The 19,645-nt window shown below is 43.6% G+C and carries 18 protein-coding genes; 10 read left to right on the forward strand and 8 right to left on the reverse strand.

Annotation, left to right across the window (positions count from 1 at the left end):
• Positions 1-7 precede the first annotated feature (7 nt).
• From IDJ77_RS12360 to IDJ77_RS12385, 6 genes are all read left to right on the forward strand, one after another.
• Positions 8-1,141 carry a fused response regulator/phosphatase gene (locus tag IDJ77_RS12360; RefSeq protein WP_191189261.1) on the forward strand — a complete coding sequence of 378 codons (1,134 nt, stop codon included), beginning with the start codon at positions 8-10 and terminating at the stop codon, positions 1,139-1,141.
• Positions 1,138-1,479, forward strand: coding sequence for an STAS domain-containing protein (locus IDJ77_RS12365; protein WP_191189262.1), 342 nt, complete (start codon positions 1,138-1,140; stop codon positions 1,477-1,479). The genes IDJ77_RS12360 and IDJ77_RS12365 overlap by 4 nt, the downstream gene beginning before the upstream one ends.
• A 1-nt stretch (position 1,480) precedes the next feature.
• Complete coding sequence (locus tag IDJ77_RS12370) at positions 1,481-2,038, forward strand: hypothetical protein (protein ID WP_191189263.1); 558 nt, start codon at positions 1,481-1,483, stop codon at positions 2,036-2,038.
• Positions 2,039-2,055: 17 nt separating this feature from the next.
• Positions 2,056-3,216 (forward strand): acyltransferase family protein, encoded by a 1,161-nt coding sequence (locus IDJ77_RS12375; protein WP_191189264.1) that lies wholly within the window; start codon positions 2,056-2,058, stop codon positions 3,214-3,216.
• Positions 3,217-3,590: 374 nt separating this feature from the next.
• Positions 3,591-4,055 (forward strand): helix-turn-helix transcriptional regulator, encoded by a 465-nt coding sequence (locus IDJ77_RS27840; RefSeq protein WP_191189265.1) that lies wholly within the window; start codon positions 3,591-3,593, stop codon positions 4,053-4,055.
• Positions 4,056-4,170: 115 nt separating this feature from the next.
• Positions 4,171-4,710: a DUF4199 domain-containing protein gene (locus IDJ77_RS12385; protein WP_191189266.1), complete on the forward strand. Its 540-nt coding sequence runs from the start codon at positions 4,171-4,173 to the stop codon at positions 4,708-4,710.
• 167 nt (positions 4,711-4,877) lie between these two features.
• Here IDJ77_RS12385 and rseP read toward each other — a convergent pair whose 3' ends face one another.
• The 6 genes from rseP to IDJ77_RS12415 form a co-directional block, all read right to left on the reverse strand.
• The gene (gene rseP, locus IDJ77_RS12390) at positions 4,878-6,212 is read right to left on the reverse strand and encodes an RIP metalloprotease RseP (protein WP_191189267.1); all 1,335 of its coding nucleotides are present in this window, start codon (positions 6,210-6,212) and stop codon (positions 4,878-4,880) included.
• Positions 6,213-6,218: 6 nt separating this feature from the next.
• The gene (locus IDJ77_RS12395; protein WP_224751069.1) at positions 6,219-7,415 is read right to left on the reverse strand and encodes a 1-deoxy-D-xylulose-5-phosphate reductoisomerase; all 1,197 of its coding nucleotides are present in this window, start codon (positions 7,413-7,415) and stop codon (positions 6,219-6,221) included.
• Positions 7,416-7,471: 56 nt separating this feature from the next.
• Entirely contained in the window at positions 7,472-8,977 is a 1,506-nt protein-coding gene (locus IDJ77_RS12400) for a GH3 auxin-responsive promoter family protein (protein WP_191189268.1), read from the reverse strand.
• 2 nt (positions 8,978-8,979) lie between these two features.
• A complete protein-coding gene (locus IDJ77_RS12405) occupies positions 8,980-9,681 on the reverse strand; it encodes a hypothetical protein (protein ID WP_191189269.1) in 702 nt (233 codons plus the stop codon).
• 9 nt (positions 9,682-9,690) lie between these two features.
• Positions 9,691-10,659, reverse strand: coding sequence for a glycosyltransferase (locus tag IDJ77_RS12410; protein ID WP_191189270.1), 969 nt, complete (start codon positions 10,657-10,659; stop codon positions 9,691-9,693).
• A gap of 108 nt (positions 10,660-10,767) precedes the next feature.
• Positions 10,768-11,718, reverse strand: coding sequence for a glycosyltransferase family 2 protein (locus tag IDJ77_RS12415; RefSeq protein WP_191189271.1), 951 nt, complete (start codon positions 11,716-11,718; stop codon positions 10,768-10,770).
• Positions 11,719-11,879: 161 nt separating this feature from the next.
• Here IDJ77_RS12415 and IDJ77_RS12420 point away from each other — a divergent pair, with 161 nt between their 5' ends.
• Positions 11,880-14,483, forward strand: a complete 2,604-nt coding sequence (locus tag IDJ77_RS12420; RefSeq protein ID WP_191189272.1) for a M1 family metallopeptidase — start codon at positions 11,880-11,882, stop codon at positions 14,481-14,483.
• A 106-nt stretch (positions 14,484-14,589) separates the two neighbouring features.
• The gene (locus IDJ77_RS12425; protein ID WP_224751070.1) at positions 14,590-15,555 is read left to right on the forward strand and encodes an energy transducer TonB; all 966 of its coding nucleotides are present in this window, start codon (positions 14,590-14,592) and stop codon (positions 15,553-15,555) included.
• A 26-nt stretch (positions 15,556-15,581) separates the two neighbouring features.
• Here IDJ77_RS12425 and IDJ77_RS12430 read toward each other — a convergent pair whose 3' ends face one another.
• Positions 15,582-17,081, reverse strand: a complete 1,500-nt coding sequence (locus IDJ77_RS12430) for a malate:quinone oxidoreductase (RefSeq protein ID WP_191189273.1) — start codon at positions 17,079-17,081, stop codon at positions 15,582-15,584.
• Positions 17,082-17,371: 290 nt separating this feature from the next.
• Here IDJ77_RS12430 and IDJ77_RS12435 point away from each other — a divergent pair, with 290 nt between their 5' ends.
• Both IDJ77_RS12435 and IDJ77_RS12440 read left to right on the forward strand, forming a co-directional pair.
• Positions 17,372-17,884 carry a hypothetical protein gene (locus tag IDJ77_RS12435; RefSeq protein ID WP_191189274.1) on the forward strand — a complete coding sequence of 171 codons (513 nt, stop codon included), beginning with the start codon at positions 17,372-17,374 and terminating at the stop codon, positions 17,882-17,884.
• Positions 17,885-18,169: 285 nt separating this feature from the next.
• Positions 18,170-19,180, forward strand: coding sequence for a glutamine synthetase beta-grasp domain-containing protein (locus IDJ77_RS12440; RefSeq protein WP_191189275.1), 1,011 nt, complete (start codon positions 18,170-18,172; stop codon positions 19,178-19,180).
• 32 nt (positions 19,181-19,212) lie between these two features.
• Here the strand turns inward: IDJ77_RS12440 and IDJ77_RS12445 are convergent, their stop codons facing one another.
• Positions 19,213-19,617, reverse strand: a complete 405-nt coding sequence (locus tag IDJ77_RS12445; protein WP_191189276.1) for a gamma-glutamylcyclotransferase family protein — start codon at positions 19,615-19,617, stop codon at positions 19,213-19,215.
• Positions 19,618-19,645 lie beyond the last annotated feature (28 nt).

Consider the following 19,645-nt stretch of genomic DNA (forward strand, 5'->3'; position numbering starts at 1 on the left):
ACCACCCATGCCCGTATCAAAAAAGATCTTATTGGTTGATGACAACACACTTGTGCTGGAGATGATGGGCAGGGCCCTGGGCAAAGAAGGGTTTGAGTGTATGAAGGCGGCATCTGCCGGCCAGGCGATGGAACTATTGAAAGAAGAACGCCCCGATATCATTCTATCCGACTATCACATGCCCGAGGTTAATGGCTTTGAATTTAGGCAAAACCTGATAGGTACAGACTTTAAAGATATCCCTTTTATGTTTCTCACCAGCGAGGTGGATAGGGATGTAATGCTGGAGGGCATTAACCTGGAGGCGGTAGATTATATACTGAAAGATACGCCGGTACAGGTAATAGTAAGCAAAATAGACAACTTTTTAACCACTGTGCGCGAGCAGCACGAACGCACCCTAAAAGAGTTGAGCAAAGCGGCAATGGCGCTTAACCTGCATTCTGTACCGCAAAAGCTGCCGGTTATTGGCGGGTTTGAGATCGATTTTTGGCATAAGCCTTTCCAGAATTACCCCGGTGGCGATTTTATAGATTTTATTACCGTAGATGAGCGGCATACCTTTATTGTGTTGGGAGATGTGATGGGCAAAAAGTGGGGTGCATGGTATTTCTCTTTCGGGTTTTTGAGTTACATACGCGCAGCGGTGCGCATCTGTATTTCTGAAGGGAATTTTTCCACCAAGAATATCCTGCAGAAAATAAATTCGGTAGTGTACCACGATCCGGTGGTGAATGACGTACTATCCAGCCTGTCGCTGGTTTTAATAGACGCAAAGGAATCGACGATTAAATATTCCGGCGCGGGAGATCTGCCTTTATTTTATTATAACAGTAAGGATGATGCGACAAAGGAAGTGCGCTCATCGGGTATGTTACTGGGCCTGATGCCTGATGGTGATTTTGACGAGATCGAAATAAAACTAAGCGCCGGTGATCAGATCTTTATCCTGACAGATGGGATAATAGACGCAGATACCGATACAGGGAAGAAAACAGACTACAATTCCTTTATTGCAGCGGTAACCCCATTTCTGGGGAAGCCGTTTGCCGATTTTAAGGCAGGCGATTTCCTGAAATGGAAAGCGAAAGAGCATATTGATGATTGCAGCTTAATATATTTAAAAAGAACAACCTCATGATATTACAAATCAATGATCACCAGGATGCTTTGGTGGCTACCATACAGGTTAAGGAAGCCAATTTAACGGTATCCGAAAAATTTAAAGCGGAGCTGTTTACGCAAATAGATGGCGGAAGCAAATACATCGTTGTGAATTTTGAAGAGGTAACTTATGTGGATAGCTCTTTTTTAGGGGCGCTGGTATCGGCACTTAAACATGCCATTACTAATAAAGCCGAAATAGTGGTGGCGGGGTTAAACAAAGATATTCTGGGGCTGTTTAGGTTGATACGCCTGGATAAGGCCTTTAAGATATTTGATACCACAGAAGGGGCGTTAGCTGATAAAGCAAAGTAGGATGGCTGCCGGAGTCCCAAAACAATTAATATTCGGCCATACGGCTGAAGAGCTATACCCGCTGGTGGTAGAAGGTGTTGAGTTTCTGCAACGGGAATCAGATACCGACGACGATACACTCACCAAAGTGAAATTGGTATTGATGGAGTTGCTCACCAATGCCTTAAAACACAGCGGAGGCGGGCAAACGGAGGTATGGCTTCATGTAGACCAAAGCGATATTATCATTAAAAAAAACGATACCGGAAATCCTTTAGTGATATATTGCGGCGGTATAAAACACGAATGGCCGCTTCCCGGAAACCACCAGGCTGGGCGCATTATATGTGCTTACAGCGGTAACGGCAGCAATTTAAATGCAGCGGTTAAAAACAATTGCCTTGTACAATTCCTTGTTGAAGAAACGGGGCCGGAAGAAACCGATCTGCTGCGTTTACCGGAGCATTTTGGGTTAATGATCATCGCCCGGGCCTGCAGTAGTTTTGCTTACGAATTTAATATTGATACCTGTACAAATACGTTTACTGCGGTTATCCCTTTAAAGGGGCAGCATGGTTAACAATTTAATTTGATTAAATGAGCGGGGAAGCTGAATCAGTTCCAAAAAAAGCGTATTTATATTTTGCCAATTTAGATGGGATAAGGGCGATAGCCGCTTTAATGGTGGTGCTGTCGCATATTCAGCTCCATAAAAAGCTTCAGGGGATCCAACACCAGGATTTGATCGACTTTAAAAATTTCGGTAAAATAGGGGTAACCATATTTTTTACGCTCAGTGGCTTCCTCATCACTTACCTTTTGCTCGAAGAAAAAAAACGCTTCAAAAAAGTCTCCTTTAAAGCTTTCTATATCCGCCGCATTTTACGGATCTGGCCATTATATTTCCTGCTAATACTGGTAGGCTTTTTTGTTTACCCTGCTGAGGGTTCCATGCACGCGCTTTGGCTTAGTTTGTTTTTGATGCCTAATGTGGCATTTTGTATGAAACTGCTACCCAATATTTTCGACCCCATATGGTCGATAGGTGTGGAGGAGCAATTCTATATTTTTCACCCGCACATTTTCCGGCAGAAGAAGGTGCAGAACATATTGTACACCCTAACGGGTATCTTAATAGTGCTGGTAGCGCTAAATCTAACCGTAAGGTATTACCAATACCAAAGCCAATTTTTGCTCAACCTCGACCTGTTTTTATACTTCACCCGGTTTGATGATATGATGATAGGTGCCATAGTTGCCTTACTATACTTCAATACCAAAAACAACTGCTTTACATTCGGGTTCCAAAGCGCTTTTAACCTGCTGTTGAATAAATATTTTCAAATGGCATTAGCAGCGGCATTTATAGCCTTTATCTGTTTGTTTGTGCATAAGGAAATAGGGCAGGGCGATCTCATCATCTCGGCATTTTCGGCATTGATGATGGTGTACCTTTGCGAACCCGGTACCACCAATGCTTTTTTTGGCAACAAAGCGGTAGCGTACTGCGGCAAAATCTCCTACGGTATCTACCTCCTGCACAAATATCCTTTAATGCTGATGCTGTATATTGTACGCAACTACATTCCTCCGGCCAGTACTTTCTGGCAAACTATTATACTTTACCTGGGGACTATCGTGTTGGTTGTGCTCCTGGCATCGGTATCTTATTTCGGTTTCGAGCGTTATTTTCTGCGGATGAAAAGCAGGTTTCAAAAGATCACTTCAAATAAGCTTGCCGCAACCAACGCCGCTTGAATTTTTGTAATGCGACCGGTATTTTCCCCACGGGGTGTCCCAATTGAAAAGTGGGACACCCTGAAATCGAATAATATTGATTATCAGCTGGTTGTGTATTTTTAGTGAAACACTTTGGGACATCCCTATACATTAAATAAACAATGTAAAATATTGATAATTAGATATATAAATAAAATTATTGACAACAAGAAAAATCGGGTAAAACAGTTATTGTGAAACAGTTTGGGACACCTCATCCCTATTTAGTCCTGAAAATAATTTATACTTTTAATGCTTAATCCGGATATAGATTTACCCTTCCCGGCCGGCCAAATTGTTTCATTTAAGCCCGCGTTTTTCCTACTTTTAAAGCTCCATCTTAACAATAAATCATGACGACGAACTACCTGGCTAAATACCGCTCTGTAATCATATACGGTGTGTCGCTGGCTGCTTTATTGTTTTTACTGAAATGGCTGGAATGGCGGTTTATAATTGTCGACTATGCTTTTGAGATCTACGCCGGTTTTGTAGCGGTAATTTTTACCGGGCTTGGCATTTGGCTGGCGCTGAAACTGAGTAAGCCCAAAACCATCACCGTTGAAAAACAAGTTTTTATAAATGCAGGCGAATTTTTACTTGATAAAAGCCAGCTTAATAAACTTGGGATGAGCAACCGCGAACTGGAGGTATTACAACTGATGGCACAGGGCCTAAGCAACCAGCAAATTGCCGAAAAACTGTTTGTATCGCTCAATACCATTAAAACACATTCCTCCAAAGTGTTTGAGAAGCTGGAAGTGCAGCGCCGCACCCAGGCTATAGAAAAGGGGAAGCGCCTTAGCCTCATCCCGTAAAACCGATCATTCTTTTGTGTGAAAATAAGCGTTCAAATCAAAATCACCCTAAAGTATGACGGAAAATATATCAGTAAAAATCACTTTTGAGCCATAAACTTTAAAGCATAAAAACATGAAAAGAAATGTATGGGTATTTGGATTGATCAGCGGACTGCTGGTGTCCTTGTTTATGATTTGCAGTATTGCCTGGTGCTACAGTACCGGCAAGTACGAGGGCAACATGTTTGTTGGCTATGCCGGCATGCTCATATCGTTCTCCTTAGTGTTTGTAGGCGTGAAAAATTACCGGGATAAATTCAATGGCGGTTTTATCACATTTGGCCAGGCGTTAAAAATGGCTTTTTTAATATCGCTTGTCGCTTCTACCTGCTATGTAGTTGCATGGCTGATAGATTATTACGTATTCATCCCCGATTTTATGGAGAAATTATCCGCTGCTTCGTTAGAAAAAGCGCAGCATAGTGGGTTGAGCCCTGCCGCGCTTGCTAAAAAGACCGCCGAAATAGCAAAAGCGAAAGAAATTTATAGCACCCCGGCAGGGGTTATACTCTTTACTTATCTTGAAATATCGCCCGTGGCCATCTTGGTGCCATTTATTACGGCATTGATACTTCAAAAGAAAAACAAAGCGGGGGATTTTGCAACCGCATAATTAGACATCGGGATAAAGCATCACGTTTTTATACTTCATAGCGCTTGGTAACTTGATCTGGGGGGGATTAGCGCGATAATTATTTACCACAAGGAGCACAAAGATTTAACCACAAAGGCCACAAAGAAAAATCTCTGTGGCCTTTGTGGTTAAAAACCCCGTAACCGTTATTTATGCTTTACTATCTGCTTTACAATATCGTTGCCAAAAGCAAACACCATCAGGGAGATTAGTAATACAAAACCCACTATCTGCGCGCGTTCTAAAAACTTATCGCTAAGCGGCTTGCCTTTTATCATCTCAATAAGCAGGAATACGGTATGCCCGCCATCTAAACCAGGGATGGGCAGTAGGTTGGTTAATGCCAATACCATCGATAGGAAACCTACCAGGCTCCAGAAACGGATCCAGTCTATAGTGCCGCCAAACATTACCGCTATCCCAATAGGGCTTGATATTGCTTTATTAGCTTTAACCTGGCCGGTAAAGATCTTTTTAATACCCTTGGCATTGCTGCTGAACATATCCCAGGCCTTATTTGCACCAACGGGCAAAGCGGCAAAAAAGCCATAATTAATGGTTGTCATTTCAGGGATCACTTCTTTCTTGGGCCTGTAGAAACCTAATTTACCGGCAGCATCAATTTTAGCAGGCATTACAAGCACGGTGTCTTTACGCCTTACCGAAAGCTGCACCTCCTTGTTTTTATTGGCCTGTAAAACCTCCTGGAACTGATCGAAGAAGGGCACGGGTTTATCATTAACAGCTATAATGCTATCGCCTTTTGTTAGGCCCACTCTTTTAGCCTCTCCCGCTACCGAATCAACGCTAAACTTACTGCGGGGTACGCGGCTTATGAATTCCTCTATCGTATAGTCGGATATGTCGTTTAAAATGGTAGGCGGCACTTTTATTTCAAGGTGCTGGCTACCGCGCTGAACGCTTAAAACGGTTTTATCAAGCAATACCTTCGAGCTGCTCAGGTCTTCAAAACGCTCAACAGGTTTGCCGTTTACAGCGGTTATCTTGTCGCCGGCCTGCAGGCCCATCTTTTTACCGACAATGCCCGGTACAATACCGTACTTTACATTGGCATTAGGTATATAGGTTTCACCGTATTTAATGGTAAGCACCCAAAATATAAATATACCTACTATAATGTTTACAATAATACCGCCAAGCATTACAATAAGGCGCTGCCAGGCTGGTTTGGAGCGAAATTCCCAGGGTTGCGGCGGGCCGGCCAGCTGGTCGGTATCCATCGATTCATCTATCATACCGGCAATTTTCACGTAGCCGCCCAAGGGCAGCCAGCCTATACCGTATTCAACACCTTTGTAGTTAAATTTGAAGAGGCTGAAATTCCAGGCATCAAAAAACAGGTAAAATTTCTCCACTTTTATTCCGAAAGCCCGGGCGGCTATAAAATGCCCAAACTCATGCAGTATTACTAAAATTGAAAGGCTAAGTATTAATTGGCCGGCCATGATCAATATATCCATTCGTTGTTATTTCTCTTTAAGATCGTATGCTTTTAACGGCATTTGCTTTATTAAATTTTGCGCAAATATGCGTGTTTCTTTATCAGTATTCAAATAGTCGCCAAGCTTAGGCTGCTCTATATAACCTATTTTTGTCATACAGGTTTCAATAATATCGCTCATATCCAAAAAGCCGGTATCGTTGTTCAGGAAAGCGGCCACGGCTATCTCATTGGCCGCGTTAACGATACAAGGCATATTCCCCTTGCGGTTCAACGCTTCAAAAGCCAGTTTAAGGTTGCGGAAAGTATCCAGATCCGGTTTCTCGAAACTGAGGTTAGGATAATTCACAAAATCAAACCGTTTAAAGTTGTTTTTGACGCGGTTAGGATAGGATAGGGCATACTGTATCGGCAGTTTCATATCCGGCAAACCCATTTGCGCTTTTATCGAACCATCCTCAAATTGCACCATCGAGTGGATAATGGATTGCGGATGAACAATAACATCTATCTGATCCGCCTCGAGGCCGAACAACCACTTGGCCTCGATAACCTCCAGGCCTTTATTCATTAACGATGCCGAGTCGATAGTTATTTTGGCACCCATTACCCAGTTGGGGTGTTTTAGGGCATGCTCGCGGGTAACAGTTGATAAAAAGTCTGTCGTTTTGCCCCTGAATGGTCCGCCGGAGGCCGTGAGGATGATCTTCTCTATCTTATTGTGCTCTTCTCCTGCCAGGCACTGGAATATCGCTGAGTGCTCGCTATCAACGGGTAATATCTTAACGTTATGCTGTTTAGCCAGGCCGGTAACCAACTCGCCGGCAACCACTAAAGTTTCTTTGTTTGCCAACGCGATATCCTTACCTGCTTTAATGGCGTTGATGGTAGGCTCTAAACCCGCGAAGCCAACCATGGCGGTAAGCACAATATGGATCTCCGGATGGGTAACCATATCCTTTATGGCCTGGTAACCTGCAAGTACATTAATGGGCAAGTGGGACAGTGCCTCTTTTACTTCGGCGTACTTAGCTTCGTCGCAAATGATGACGTACTCGGGCAAAAATTCCATTGCCTGCTGTATCAGCAGGTAGGCATTAGAGTGCCCTGTGATCATAAAAGCACGAAACAGGGAGGGGTTATCTTTAATAACTTCCAATGTTTGTGTGCCGATGCTGCCGGTAGAGCCTAAAATGGCTATATTTTTTATATTGTTGCTCAATTATAGTATCCTGTATACGCCAAAGCTTTTATACTGCTTAAAGACGCTGTGTTTGCTTAAATGTTACTGATATACCGATTTAATTCGTCCGCAATTTTCCGGTCGTTTGATAGTCTTGGCACTTTATTTTGGCCGCCCAATTTGCCCTGGCTGCGCATATAATTGATAAAGGTATCTTTTTTTAAACTGCGGATAACCAAAGGCTGCAAAATGTTGCCCTCTATCAGGTCGAAATAGTAAATATTCTTTTTCTGGAGCGCCTTATCCACCTTCAGCGAAAAAGCGCCGGGATCTTTCGGCTCGTTGCCAAATTCGATGAACCATTCGTGGTAGGGGAGTTCTCCCGCCTTGGGGGTTACCTGCGGGGCAACGGTGAACTCAATTACATCCACACCTTCTTCCGCAGCTACGCCCATTAAAGCCTGCTCCACTTCTTCGCCAATTACGTGTTCGCCAAAAGCGGAGATATAATGCTTGATACGCCCGGTAACCGCAATTTTATACGGTTTTTTTGATACGAACTTAATGGTATCGCCTAAGCTATAGCCCCATAAACCGGCACTGGTGTTTAATATAAGCGCGTAGTTGCGCTCCAGCTCCACATCCTTCAGGTTGATGCGGGTAGGGTTATCATTAAAGTATTCGTCGCTGGGGATAAATTCATAAAATATGCCGGCATCCACCATCAGCAGCAAGCCTTTTTCCTTTTGCGAATCCTGGAAGGCTATGAAACCTTCAGAAGCCGGGTAGGTTTCTATCGAATCGACCTTTGTGCCGATAACTTCCTCCATGCGTGCACGGTAGGGTTCGTAGTTTACGCCGCCGTGTACAAACAGCTTAAAGTTTGGGAAGATGTCCTTTACCTTTTTACCACCCGATACCGCCGAAAGCCTGTCGAAATACATCTGGCACCAGGGGGGGATACCGGAAATGAGGCGCATATCCTCTTTTACGGTTTCCTGCACAATGGCATCCACCTTTTGCTCCCAATCCTCGATGCAATTGGTTTCGTAAGATGGCATGCGGTTCTTTTGCAGGTATTCCGGCACATGGTGCGCCACAATGCCGGATAGGCGCCCAACAGAAATACCTTCCTTTTCGCTGAGTACCGGACTACCCTGCAGGAAGATCATTTTACCATCCACAAAATCGGCTTTCCCTGTTTCGTGGATATAGCTAAGCAATGCATTGCGCGCGGCTTTGATATGCTCGGGCATGCTCTCTTTTGAAATGGGGATATATTTTACCCCCGAAGTAGTACCCGATGTTTTTGCGAGATAAGCGGGTTTGCCCGGCCAAAGCACATTGGCTTCGCCTTTGGTTACACGCTCGATGTAAGGGCGGAGTTCCTCGTAATCCCTAACAGGTACTTGTTTTTTAAAATCCTCGTAGCTGTTGATGGAAGCGAAGTTATGGTCGGTACCAAAGGCCGTAGCTTTGGCATCGTGTATTAAATTGCTGAAGGTTTTTTGCTGCAGCGCTACTGCATTTTGGCGGATATGGTTTAGCTGCCGGTTTACAAAAAAGGCGAAAGCCTTGCTCAATAATGCTTTTAAACCCATAATTAATTGGTTTCGGCAACATCGTCATCTACATCCAGGTGGCTGTAAATAAGTTTACGATAAGTTACTGCCAGGATAATATTGACAAACGGAATGACGAATATTATGCCCACAAATGTTAAAGAGCCAATAAATATCAGCACCTCGATGATAATAAACAGGGTGAAATATTTTATGATGTTCCCTTTTATCAGCCCGAAACTTTGCGCAACTGATTCAAAAGGCCCGGATTGATCGTCGACAATGAAACAGTTGCAAAGCGGGAAATAAAATAATGTAAAAAACTGAAACAAATAACCCACCGCTATCCCCAGTATATTTTTTGTAACACCATCCGGCAGATTTTTTATGCTATTTGACAGGAATACCATTACCGTGCTTACCAATAATAAAAGGATAAGGTAACTCCCAACCATTTTCAGGTTCGGAATCACATCTTTAAAGCGTATTTCGTAATAGGCGTTATCCATCAATTGAAAAAGTAGTTTAATAAACGCCAGGAACGTATAAGTGATAGCAACCAGTAGTAAAAAAGCGCAGACAACGCCTATGAACGATTCATCCCAAAAGTAGTATACCCAAAAAGCACAAAAAATAATGGCTAACAGCGACAAAACCATAAAAACAATGATGGTTGCGAAATTCCTTTTGAAAATATCCCAGGATGTTTTTAACGTCTCGGAAACAGAAAATGGGTGGTACATGCTACGCTATTATGATCTTTTTAAAACTACCCGCTTCCAATAATCCTGCATAAATCCAAACCCATAAGCAGTAAGTTGGGTAAAGGCAGCTATTATGCTCAAAAATGCAATTTTTGCCGATTTGTTTTTCCACCAAGAGTGAAAAAATATCAACAAAATAATAAGCGCTACCATAATATTACACAATATGGATATAAGCCATCCAAATAAATTAGCGATAAGTGTGAATATTAACCCGAGTGTAAACACCGCCGGAAAAAAATGTACCGCTTTTAACTGATCCGGGAAAAATTTATAAACGTTGATCCTTGCCCGGCCGAAGAAGTGAAGTTGTTTAAAGAACTTTACAAAATCGGTACGGCGCTTATGGTAAACAATGGCATCACATATCAGGCCTATTTTATAGCCTAAGGAGTGAATGCGGATGCTGTACTCGATATCCTCGCCCAGGCGGGTGATGATGAAGCCGCCCGCGTTTTCCCACACCTTGCGCGATATACCCATGTTAAAGCTGCGCGGATGAAACTGGCCGATCCCTTTTTTATTCCCGCGGATACCGCCGGTAGTAAAAGGGGAGGTCATGCTGTAGCTGATGGCTTTTTGGATGGGGGTGAAGGATTCGTGCGCCCCATCAGGACCTCCGTACGCATCCAACCAGTCTTTATTTAGTGAATCGTTTACTATTTGCAGGTAATCGTGCGGAACGAGGCAGTCCGAATCGAATATGACAAAGTAATCGCCTTTTGCCCGCTCAAAACCGAAGTTGCGGGTAAAGCCCTGGCCCTCGTTGGCCTTCTCAAAGTATTTTACATCGAGCCTATCGGCGTAGCTTTTTACAATATCTTCCGCCCGCTTGGTGGAACCATCCTCAATAACCAATACCTCAAACTGTTTATAAGTTTGCAGGGTAAGCGTGCCCAGCAATTCAGCTATTTCTTGCGGGCGGTTATATAAAGGTATGATGATGGAGAAAAACATTCTTTTAGATGTGCAGATTTCAGATGTGCAAGTGTGCAGATGAAAAATTAATTAAAAAATTATTGAATGGCTTTGCATCTGCACATTTGAAATCTGCACATCTGCACATCAAATTGAATCCTCAATTTGATAATGATTCCGTTCCGGCGAATTGCGCGATACCAGTTCGGCAACAAAGCCGGTTAGAAACAACTGCGAACCCAATATAATGGCTACCAGGGCAAAATAAAACAATGGGTTATCTGTTGGTTGCCTTGGTACAATATGATTGGCAAGATCGCGCAGCTTATCGGATATAAGCCATACGGCTAATACTATCCCCGTTAAAAAACTCAGCGTACCCATCATGCCAAAAAAGTGCATGGGCCGTTTGCCAAATTTGCCTACAAAAAATATCGAAAGGAGGTCTAAAAAGCCATTGATGAACCTGCTCCAGCCGAATTTGGTTTTACCATATTTACGGGCACGATGTTCAACTACCTGTTCGCCAATTTTGGTGAAACCCGCCCACTTGGCCAATACAGGTATATACCGGTGCATTTCGCCGTAAACCTCTATGTTTTTTACTACTGCCTTTCGGTAAGCCTTTAAGCCACAATTAAAATCGTGCAGATTAGGGATGCCGCTCATTTTGCGGGTAGCGGCATTAAATAATTTGGTTGGGATGGTTTTACTAAGCGGGTCGTAGCGCTTTGCTTTCCAGCCGGATACCAGATCGTAGTTATCCTCGGTAATACGGCGGTAAAGGCCGGGGATCTCATCGGGGCTGTCCTGCAGGTCGGCATCCATGGTGATCACAACATCACCCTTGGTGGCCTCAAAGCCGATATTCAGCGCGGCAGACTTGCCGTAATTACGCCGGAATTTGATGCCCCTGATATGCGGGTTACCATCTTTAAGCTTCACGATCATATCCCATGAGCCATCGCGGCTGCCATCATCAACTAAAATTATCTCGTAACTATAACGGTTCTCGGCCATTACCTTGCTTATCCAGGAGGTAAGCTCAGGTAAGGATTCTACTTCATCATACAACGGTACTACAACAGATATATCCATTTATCAGGAAAAGAAAATGCTCGTAGCGCTCAAATCAGCAAAAACGGCATTAGTGCAAAAATATAAAAAATAGGCAAGGGTTTAACGCCGATGTTTAGATAATCGCATACCCGTTTCCGAAAAAACGATATATTAGCCTTTAAATCATCTGTCTAAAAAAAATGAAAATTTACAACAAAGCCCTTTTGTTCTTACTAATCGTTTGTACCTATACCGCAAACGCGCAAAATACTGATAAACCTGCACCCAAATACGATCAGCATAAGGTGTTTAGCCCGCTGTTTTACCCCGAGAAAGGTAATGTATATCGTTCCGCATCTGGTACGCCGGGCGCCAAATACTGGCAAAACCGTGCCGATTATAAAATAGATGTAACGCTTGATACCCTTAAACACCGCCTAAGCGGCAGTGTTATTATCACCTACACCAACAACAGCCCCGATGGACTGGATTTTTTATGGCTGCAGTTAGATCAGAACATCCTCCGCGAAGACTCGCGCGCGCAAGCCACTACCGTGATAGGCGGCGGGCGCTTTGCCAATAACGGTTTTACTAAAGGTTACGAGCTAAAAGGCGTCACCATTTTAAATAAAGGCAAGGCCGAGAAGGCCAACTACCTGGTGAATGATACCCGCATGCAGATAAAACTGAAAGATACCCTGCGTGCCAACGGCACCAAAATACAGGTTAAAATAGATTATGCCTACGATGTATCCGAGTATGGCACAGACCGTACCGGCCGTTTAAAAACCCCTCAGGGCTGGGTATACGATATTGCCCAGTGGTACCCGCGCATGGAGGTTTACGATGATGTAAGCGGCTGGAATACCATCCCTTACTTAGGCGCGGCCGAGTTTTACCTGGAGTATGGTAATTTTGATTATACCATTACCGCGCCGGCAAGCCTGGTGCTGGTAGGCTCGGGCGAGTTGCTTAACCCAACAGAAGTACTTACACCAACCGCGTTAAAACGCCTTGCATTAGCCAAAGCCAGCGATAAAACCGTGATGATAAAAGATTCGGCAGAGGTGGTTGGCGGCAACGCTTACGTTAAAAAACCAATGCTTACCTGGCACTTCTTCTGTAAGAACGCACGCGATATTGCCTGGGCGGCATCAAAAGCATTTGTTTGGGATGCGGCGCGTATCAACCTCTCTAACGGAAAAAAAGCATTGGCGCAATCCGTTTACCCAATTGCCAGCGGTGGCAAAGCCGCATGGGGCCGCTCTACCGAATATGTTAAAGCTTCGATAGAACTTTACTCGGGTAAATGGTTTGAATATACTTACCCGGTAGCTACCAACGTTGGCGGCCCTGTAAGTGGTATGGAATACCCGGGTATTGTATTTTGCAGCCATCAAAGCCAGGGCGGCGGACTGTGGGAAGTTACCAACCACGAGTTTGGCCACAACTGGTTCCCGATGATCGTAGGCTCTAATGAGCGTAAATATGCCTGGATGGATGAAGGTTTTAACACCTTTATTAATAAGGTAGATACCAAAGTATTCAACAAAGGGGAATATTACACAAAGGACGATGTACAAAGCGGTGCGCCATACATCTTCAGCAACACAGCCGACGCCATAATGAACACCCCGGATGTGATCCAAACCGACTACCTGGGTAATGCCGCATACGAAAAACCGGCCCAGGGCCTGATGATACTGCGCGAACAGATCTTAGGCGAAGAGCGCTTTGATTTTGCATTTAAAACCTACATCAAGCGCTGGGCATTTAAACATCCAACACCCTGGGATTTCTTCCACAGCATGGATAACGCGGCAGGCGAAGACCTGAGCTGGTTTTGGAACGAGTGGTTCCTGCAAACCTGGAAGCTTGACCAGGGCGTTAAGGAAATAAATTATACCGATAACGACCCTGCAAAAGGCGGATTAATAACCATCGAAAACCTGGAAGAAATGGCCCTGCCGGTAACCGCCTTTGTGATGGAGGAAAACGGTAAAAGCAGCACCATTAAACTGCCTGCCGAAATATGGCAGCGTGGCAACACCTGGACGTTCCCGTATAAATCGACATCGAAAATTGCTTACGTAACTTTAGATCCTGACCATTTACTGCCAGATGTAAACCCGGATAATAATTCCTTAAGCGGGCAATTGGTAGCAAAAAGCACTACAGCTGCAGATGTTATCAATACTTATATCAGTGCTGTAGGCGGCGAAGGCAAACTTAAAGATGTTAAGGACATGACCGTTAATTCCGACGGAACATTCCAGGGCGTTTCCATTAAAATGACGGCTAAGTATAAAACACCGGATAAATCTTACCTCAACATTATTGCGCCATCCTATAATAACTTTGTGCTAAGTAATGTGGTAATTAATGGCGACAGCATCAGAATGAAACAGTTTAACAACGATGCGCCCGTTAGCAAGGAAGAAAACCCAAGGGTACGCAACCGTTACAAACTATTCCCCGAACTGGATTATGGTAAAGCAGGGTATAAATTGGAATTGGCCCCCGAAATGCAGGTGATCGATAATCAGCTGGTTTACCTGGTTAGCATCACCAACCCGGAAGGCGTTCGCGTAAAACACTATTACGACCCTAAAACCGGCTTCAAAATAAGACGTGTGACCGATGTGCCCGGCGCCACTCCGTCAACATATGGCGATTATCGCGGCATTGCAACCGGCATAAAAATACCCTATTCCGAAAAAACTTCGGTAGGAGGTGTGGTAGCCGATTTTAAGGTGACCGATGCAGTTGTGAACAGCAATTTAAGCAGCGATGATTTTAAATAGATAACAAAATATCAGCAGTGATGGAAGCCGGGGCCTAGCAGTTCCCGGCTTTTGTATGTAAAATGATTTTTATATATTTAATGCTGATTTAACCAGCCCTTGTTACATGATTAAAGCTATACTAACAGCAATACTTAGCATTCTTATATATGCTACTACGTTTGCGCAACCAACTAAAACCGCAAAACCCGATTCTGCAGCATATTATATGCGCGACCCGTTTAATATGGCGCACGGGCAGGCAGACGCGCAATTTTTACGATTAATTGTGAAAGCGGATTCGGGCATGTTTGTGATACAGGATTATTATCCTGACGGGGCATTGCGCCTCTTAGCAAAATCTAAAACTGATGCAGTGAATTTCGAACAAAACGCCCATGGGTTTTACACCGAGTTTTTTCGGAATGGAAAGAAGAAACTTGCAAGACAATACAATAATGGCCAATTGGTTAATAGCGATAGTACCTTTTATGTTAACGGAGCACTGTTAAATTTAATTGACAACAATAAGGATGGCATTTATTTAAAGGCCTGTTTCGATTCGTTAGGCAAAGTATTGGCCGAAAATGGAAACGGCACCTGGATAAGTCGCAATGAATACGATGAGCAGGAATTATTAACAGGGCCGGTTGTAAACGGCAAGGGGGACGGTGTTTGGAGCCAGAAATATGCCGGTAATACGGTAAATCCCAAAATTGAATACAAAAACGGTTTGATGTTGCCCGGGCAGAATTACAAGCCCGTTACCCAGGTATTTTCGCCGGTTGATGTACAGCCGGGTTTCGGCAAAAACGATAGCGATTTTAATATGTACTTGGCGCGCACCGTAAGATACCCTAAATACGCACGGGAAAACAATATAACAGGGCGGGTTATCGTAACGTTCATTGTAGAAAAAGACGGCAGTTTATCTGATTTAAAAGTATTGCAGTCGCCGCACGAAAGTTTGAGCGAGGAGGCTTTGCGTGTGATGAAATTATCTCCACGCTGGCATCCAGGTATTCAGCGCGGGCGACCTGTGCGCGTGCAATTTTCTGTACCGGTTGCTTTTGCTTTGGCTACAAGTGAATAAGTTTAATCTTGTAATAAATTGATAAACTAAACCAATCCCAACACCTTACTCGTCCTTGCCCGTGTAGCATCTGCTAATGCTTCATCCTTAACAAGCGATTGCCCGTAAGAGGGTATCATTTGTTTTAGTTTAGCCTGCCATTGCGGTGTTTTTACTTTATCTTTAAAGCAGCGTTCTATCAGCTCCACCATAATAGGTACAGATGTAGATGCACCCGGCGAAGCGCCAAGCAAGGCAGAGATACTGCCATCGGCAGCGGTTACTACCTCGGTGCCAAACTGTAAAACACCTGTACTTTTCGCATCTTTTTTGATTACCTGCACGCGCTGGCCGGCAACCTCCAGTTCCCAGTCGGTAGCTTGTGCTTCCGGGAAGTACTCCTGCAGGGCTTTCAACCTATCGGCGGGTGATTGTAATACCTGCCCAATTAAATACTTGGTCAGGTCCCAGTTATCGCGGCCAACTGCAAGCAGTGGCAATAAGTTATTTGCTTTTATAGAACCGAAGAGATCCAATAATGATCCTTTTTTTAGGAAACGGGTAGAGAAACCCGCATAGGGGCCAAACAGCAAAGCTCTTTTGCCATCTATCATCCTGGTATCCAAATGCGGTACCGACATAGGTGGCGCACCAACGGATGCTTTACCGTAAACTTTGGCATTATGCTTAGCAACAACGGCCGGGTTATTACAAACCAGCCACTGCCCGCTTACCGGGAAACCCCCGAAGCCCTTGCTTTCTGCAATTCCCGATTTTTGTAGTAGGGGTAAGGCACCGCCGCCGGCTCCCACAAAAACAAATTTTGCGTTCAGCTTACGTTTTTGGCCGCTTGCTTTGTCGGTGACTTTTATACACCAGGCATTATCTTTATTGCGTTTAATATCGGCAACATCGTGGTTTAAGCTCAGGCTTACATCAGGTTGTTTCTCCAGCCAATTGAACAGGGTACGGGTAAGGGCACCAAAATTCACATCGGTACCAATATCCATATAGCTGCCGGCTACGGTATGGCTTTCGTCGCGGCCTTCCATTACCAGGGGCATCCATTTTTTAAGCTGCTCATGGTTTTCAGAATATTCCATAGCCTTAAAAAAATGATGTTTGGTCATGGCCTCGCAGCGTTTTTTTAGATAAGTTACATTATCGGCACCCCAAACAAAGCTGATGTGGGGTATCTTGCTGATGAACGTTTGCGGCTTGCCAACAAATTTATTTTCGACAAGGTGCGCCCAAAACTCTTTGGTAATTTCAAACTGCTCGGCAATTTGTATGGCCTTGTCGGCAGAAACAGTACCGTCTTTTTTCTGAGGAGTATAGTTCAACTCGCAGAAGGCGGAGTGCCCTGTGCCGGCGTTGTTCATAGCATCAGAACTTTCGGCGGCTATGGAATCCAGTCGTTCAAATATCTCTATAGACAGATCGGGCTGCAGCTCTTTTAGCATTACCCCAAGTGTAGCGCTCATGATACCTGCGCCAACCAAAACCACATCAACCGTTGTATTCGAAACCCTATTGCCGTTATTCATGATAGTATTGAATGTAAAGATACATTCAAATAAATTGTTTGCCTGTTGAAACTCTTGTTATAAACTAATACTGATAACTTTTACACCTAAAGCAAAATGACGAAGCAACTGCCGCAAAAGCGTGTAAAGTATAAATCAGGCAATTTTAAGAAATTTTACAGAAAAATATGTCATTAAAACGTTTAAACCTATGTTTTAATGTTTGGATAGCAGGCAAAGCGGGTCAGTTACACGCGTAATCACACAAAGTAACAGGATCAGTGTTCCCTAATCATATAAATCATCCAATCATGAACCGACCAGCATTATTCATCTTAGCCATTGCCCTCATTACTTTAGGTGCCTGCAATAGTAATAAACCAAAACCGGTATCAGATACCCTTGCTAAAACTGCCGTTACGGTAAACGGTAAAAAAGACAGCGTGATAAACAACCCGCAAAATAATTATGGTAATGCTACGATAGCCGAGCTCTGCGTTAAATGCCTGATTGAAATTGTGAAGGCCGATGATAATTATAAGAAGGCGGCGGTACCCGAAAACGATGTTAAATTTATTATAAACTACGTAAAAACGGTACAACCCCAGGATACCGTGAGTGAAGTAAAGGCAACCAACGCGCTAAGGGTGGATGTTATAAACAAAATGCCTGCGCCACATAAGATCTCCTCGTTTTTGTATGATAATAATTTGGCCAAAGTGTATTTCTTAATCGGTAATACTAAAACCGAGCTAAAAACAGACGCTTCGTTGCTAAAAAGAGTGAGAAACAGTTGCTATTGGGGAGTTGCATCCGGAAAATAATTTTCACCTGCCGTATAATAGGGCTCTTGTTGAAATAAATCGCTATGCATGCATAGCGATTTAGGCATTGCTGTTGCATTTAACAAAAATTACTTATCTATAACTATAGAATTGATAGATATTTAATTGATTTAGGAATTTATAAAGCCATTTATTGTAAATATTTATAAATTTTATAAAAATTGCTATGATATTTATAAAATTGCATTAAATTCGCAATGTAGAACATAGTAAAGGCTCAACACGAACTATAATTTAAACTTAAAATTACAAAATTCATTAAAAATGGCAACTAAACTTGAGTACATCTGGCTTGATGGGTACAAACCAACGCAAAGCTTACGTAGTAAAACAAAAATTGTTAAATCGTTCAGCGGCAATGTTGAAGATCTGGATAACTGGAGCTTTGATGGTTCGTCTACCGAGCAGGCACCAGGTGGTTCATCTGACTGCGTTTTAAAACCGGTATTTGCATGCCCTGACCCACAACGTAAAGATGCTTACCTGGTTATGTGCGAAGTATTAGATTCAAAAGGCGAAGCACATGAGTCTAACGGCCGTGCGCTTATCCAGGATGACGATAACGATTTTTGGTTTGGTTTTGAGCAGGAGTACTTCCTTTGGGATCCTGCAACTAACAAACCGCTTGGTTTCCCGGCAGGTGGTTACCCGGGTCCGCAAGGCCCTTACTACTGCTCGGTTGGTGCAAACAACGCCTATGGCCGCGATATTGTTGAAGAGCACTTAGATGCTTGTTTAGATGCAGGCTTAAACGTAGAAGGTATCAACGCTGAGGTTGCTGCAGGCCAATGGGAATTCCAAATCTTTGCTAAAGGCGCTAAAGAAGCCGGTGACCAAATTTGGGTTGCACGTTATTTATTAGAGCGTATCGGCGAAGCTCATGGCGTTTCTATCAACTGGCATTGCAAACCGTTAGGTACTTTAGACTGGAACGGTTCTGGTATGCACGCTAACTTCTCTAACACAACTTTACGTACTGCAAACAGCAAAGAAACTTTCACAGCTATTTGCGAGGCTTTCCGCCCTGCAGTTGCTGAGTGTGTTGCTGTATACGGTGCACACAACGAATTACGTTTAACCGGTAAACACGAAACTGCTTCTATAACTGATTTCAGCTACGGCGTATCAGATCGTGGTGCTTCTATCCGTATCCCGCTTTACACAGTTGATCACGACTGGAGCGGTTACCTGGAAGATCGTCGCCCTAACTCGGCTGCCGATCCATACAAGGTTGCTGCGGTTATTATCAAAACAGTTAAATCTGCAAAATTGTAATACCCCTATATCAATGCTACAGATCCTCCGGTTTAATTACCGGGGGATTTTTTTTGCCTTAAATATTCCATGTAATCTCCCGAAACTATTTGTGGCCGCCCATCAACAGGTAAATTGTAAACGTAGAGCCAGGCTTCTATTATTCCTTCCGCCGTTTCAATTGGATGATTTATCCTTAAGTATAAGTTGGGTTGCTCTTCGATGGCACCAACACCTTCATAGCTATCTATCTCACTTAAAACATGTGTATTGTGGATCTGATAAACGCTGCCGAAAACGTAACCTGCGTTTTTATCAATAACCAATCCGGGGTATTCACCAATGTCGTACAATATACCTGCTATCTTCCCGGTTATTATAAAATTGCAATGCTGGGTTAAATACCTGCCGAATTGGTTATCGTTTTGCAGCAGTGTTCCGTATACAAACAAATACATATCGGGCATAGTTAAATATACTTGTAAA

It is taken from the genome of Mucilaginibacter pankratovii (assembly GCF_014773265.1).
Taxonomy (GTDB): Bacteria; Bacteroidota; Bacteroidia; order Sphingobacteriales; family Sphingobacteriaceae; genus Mucilaginibacter; species Mucilaginibacter pankratovii.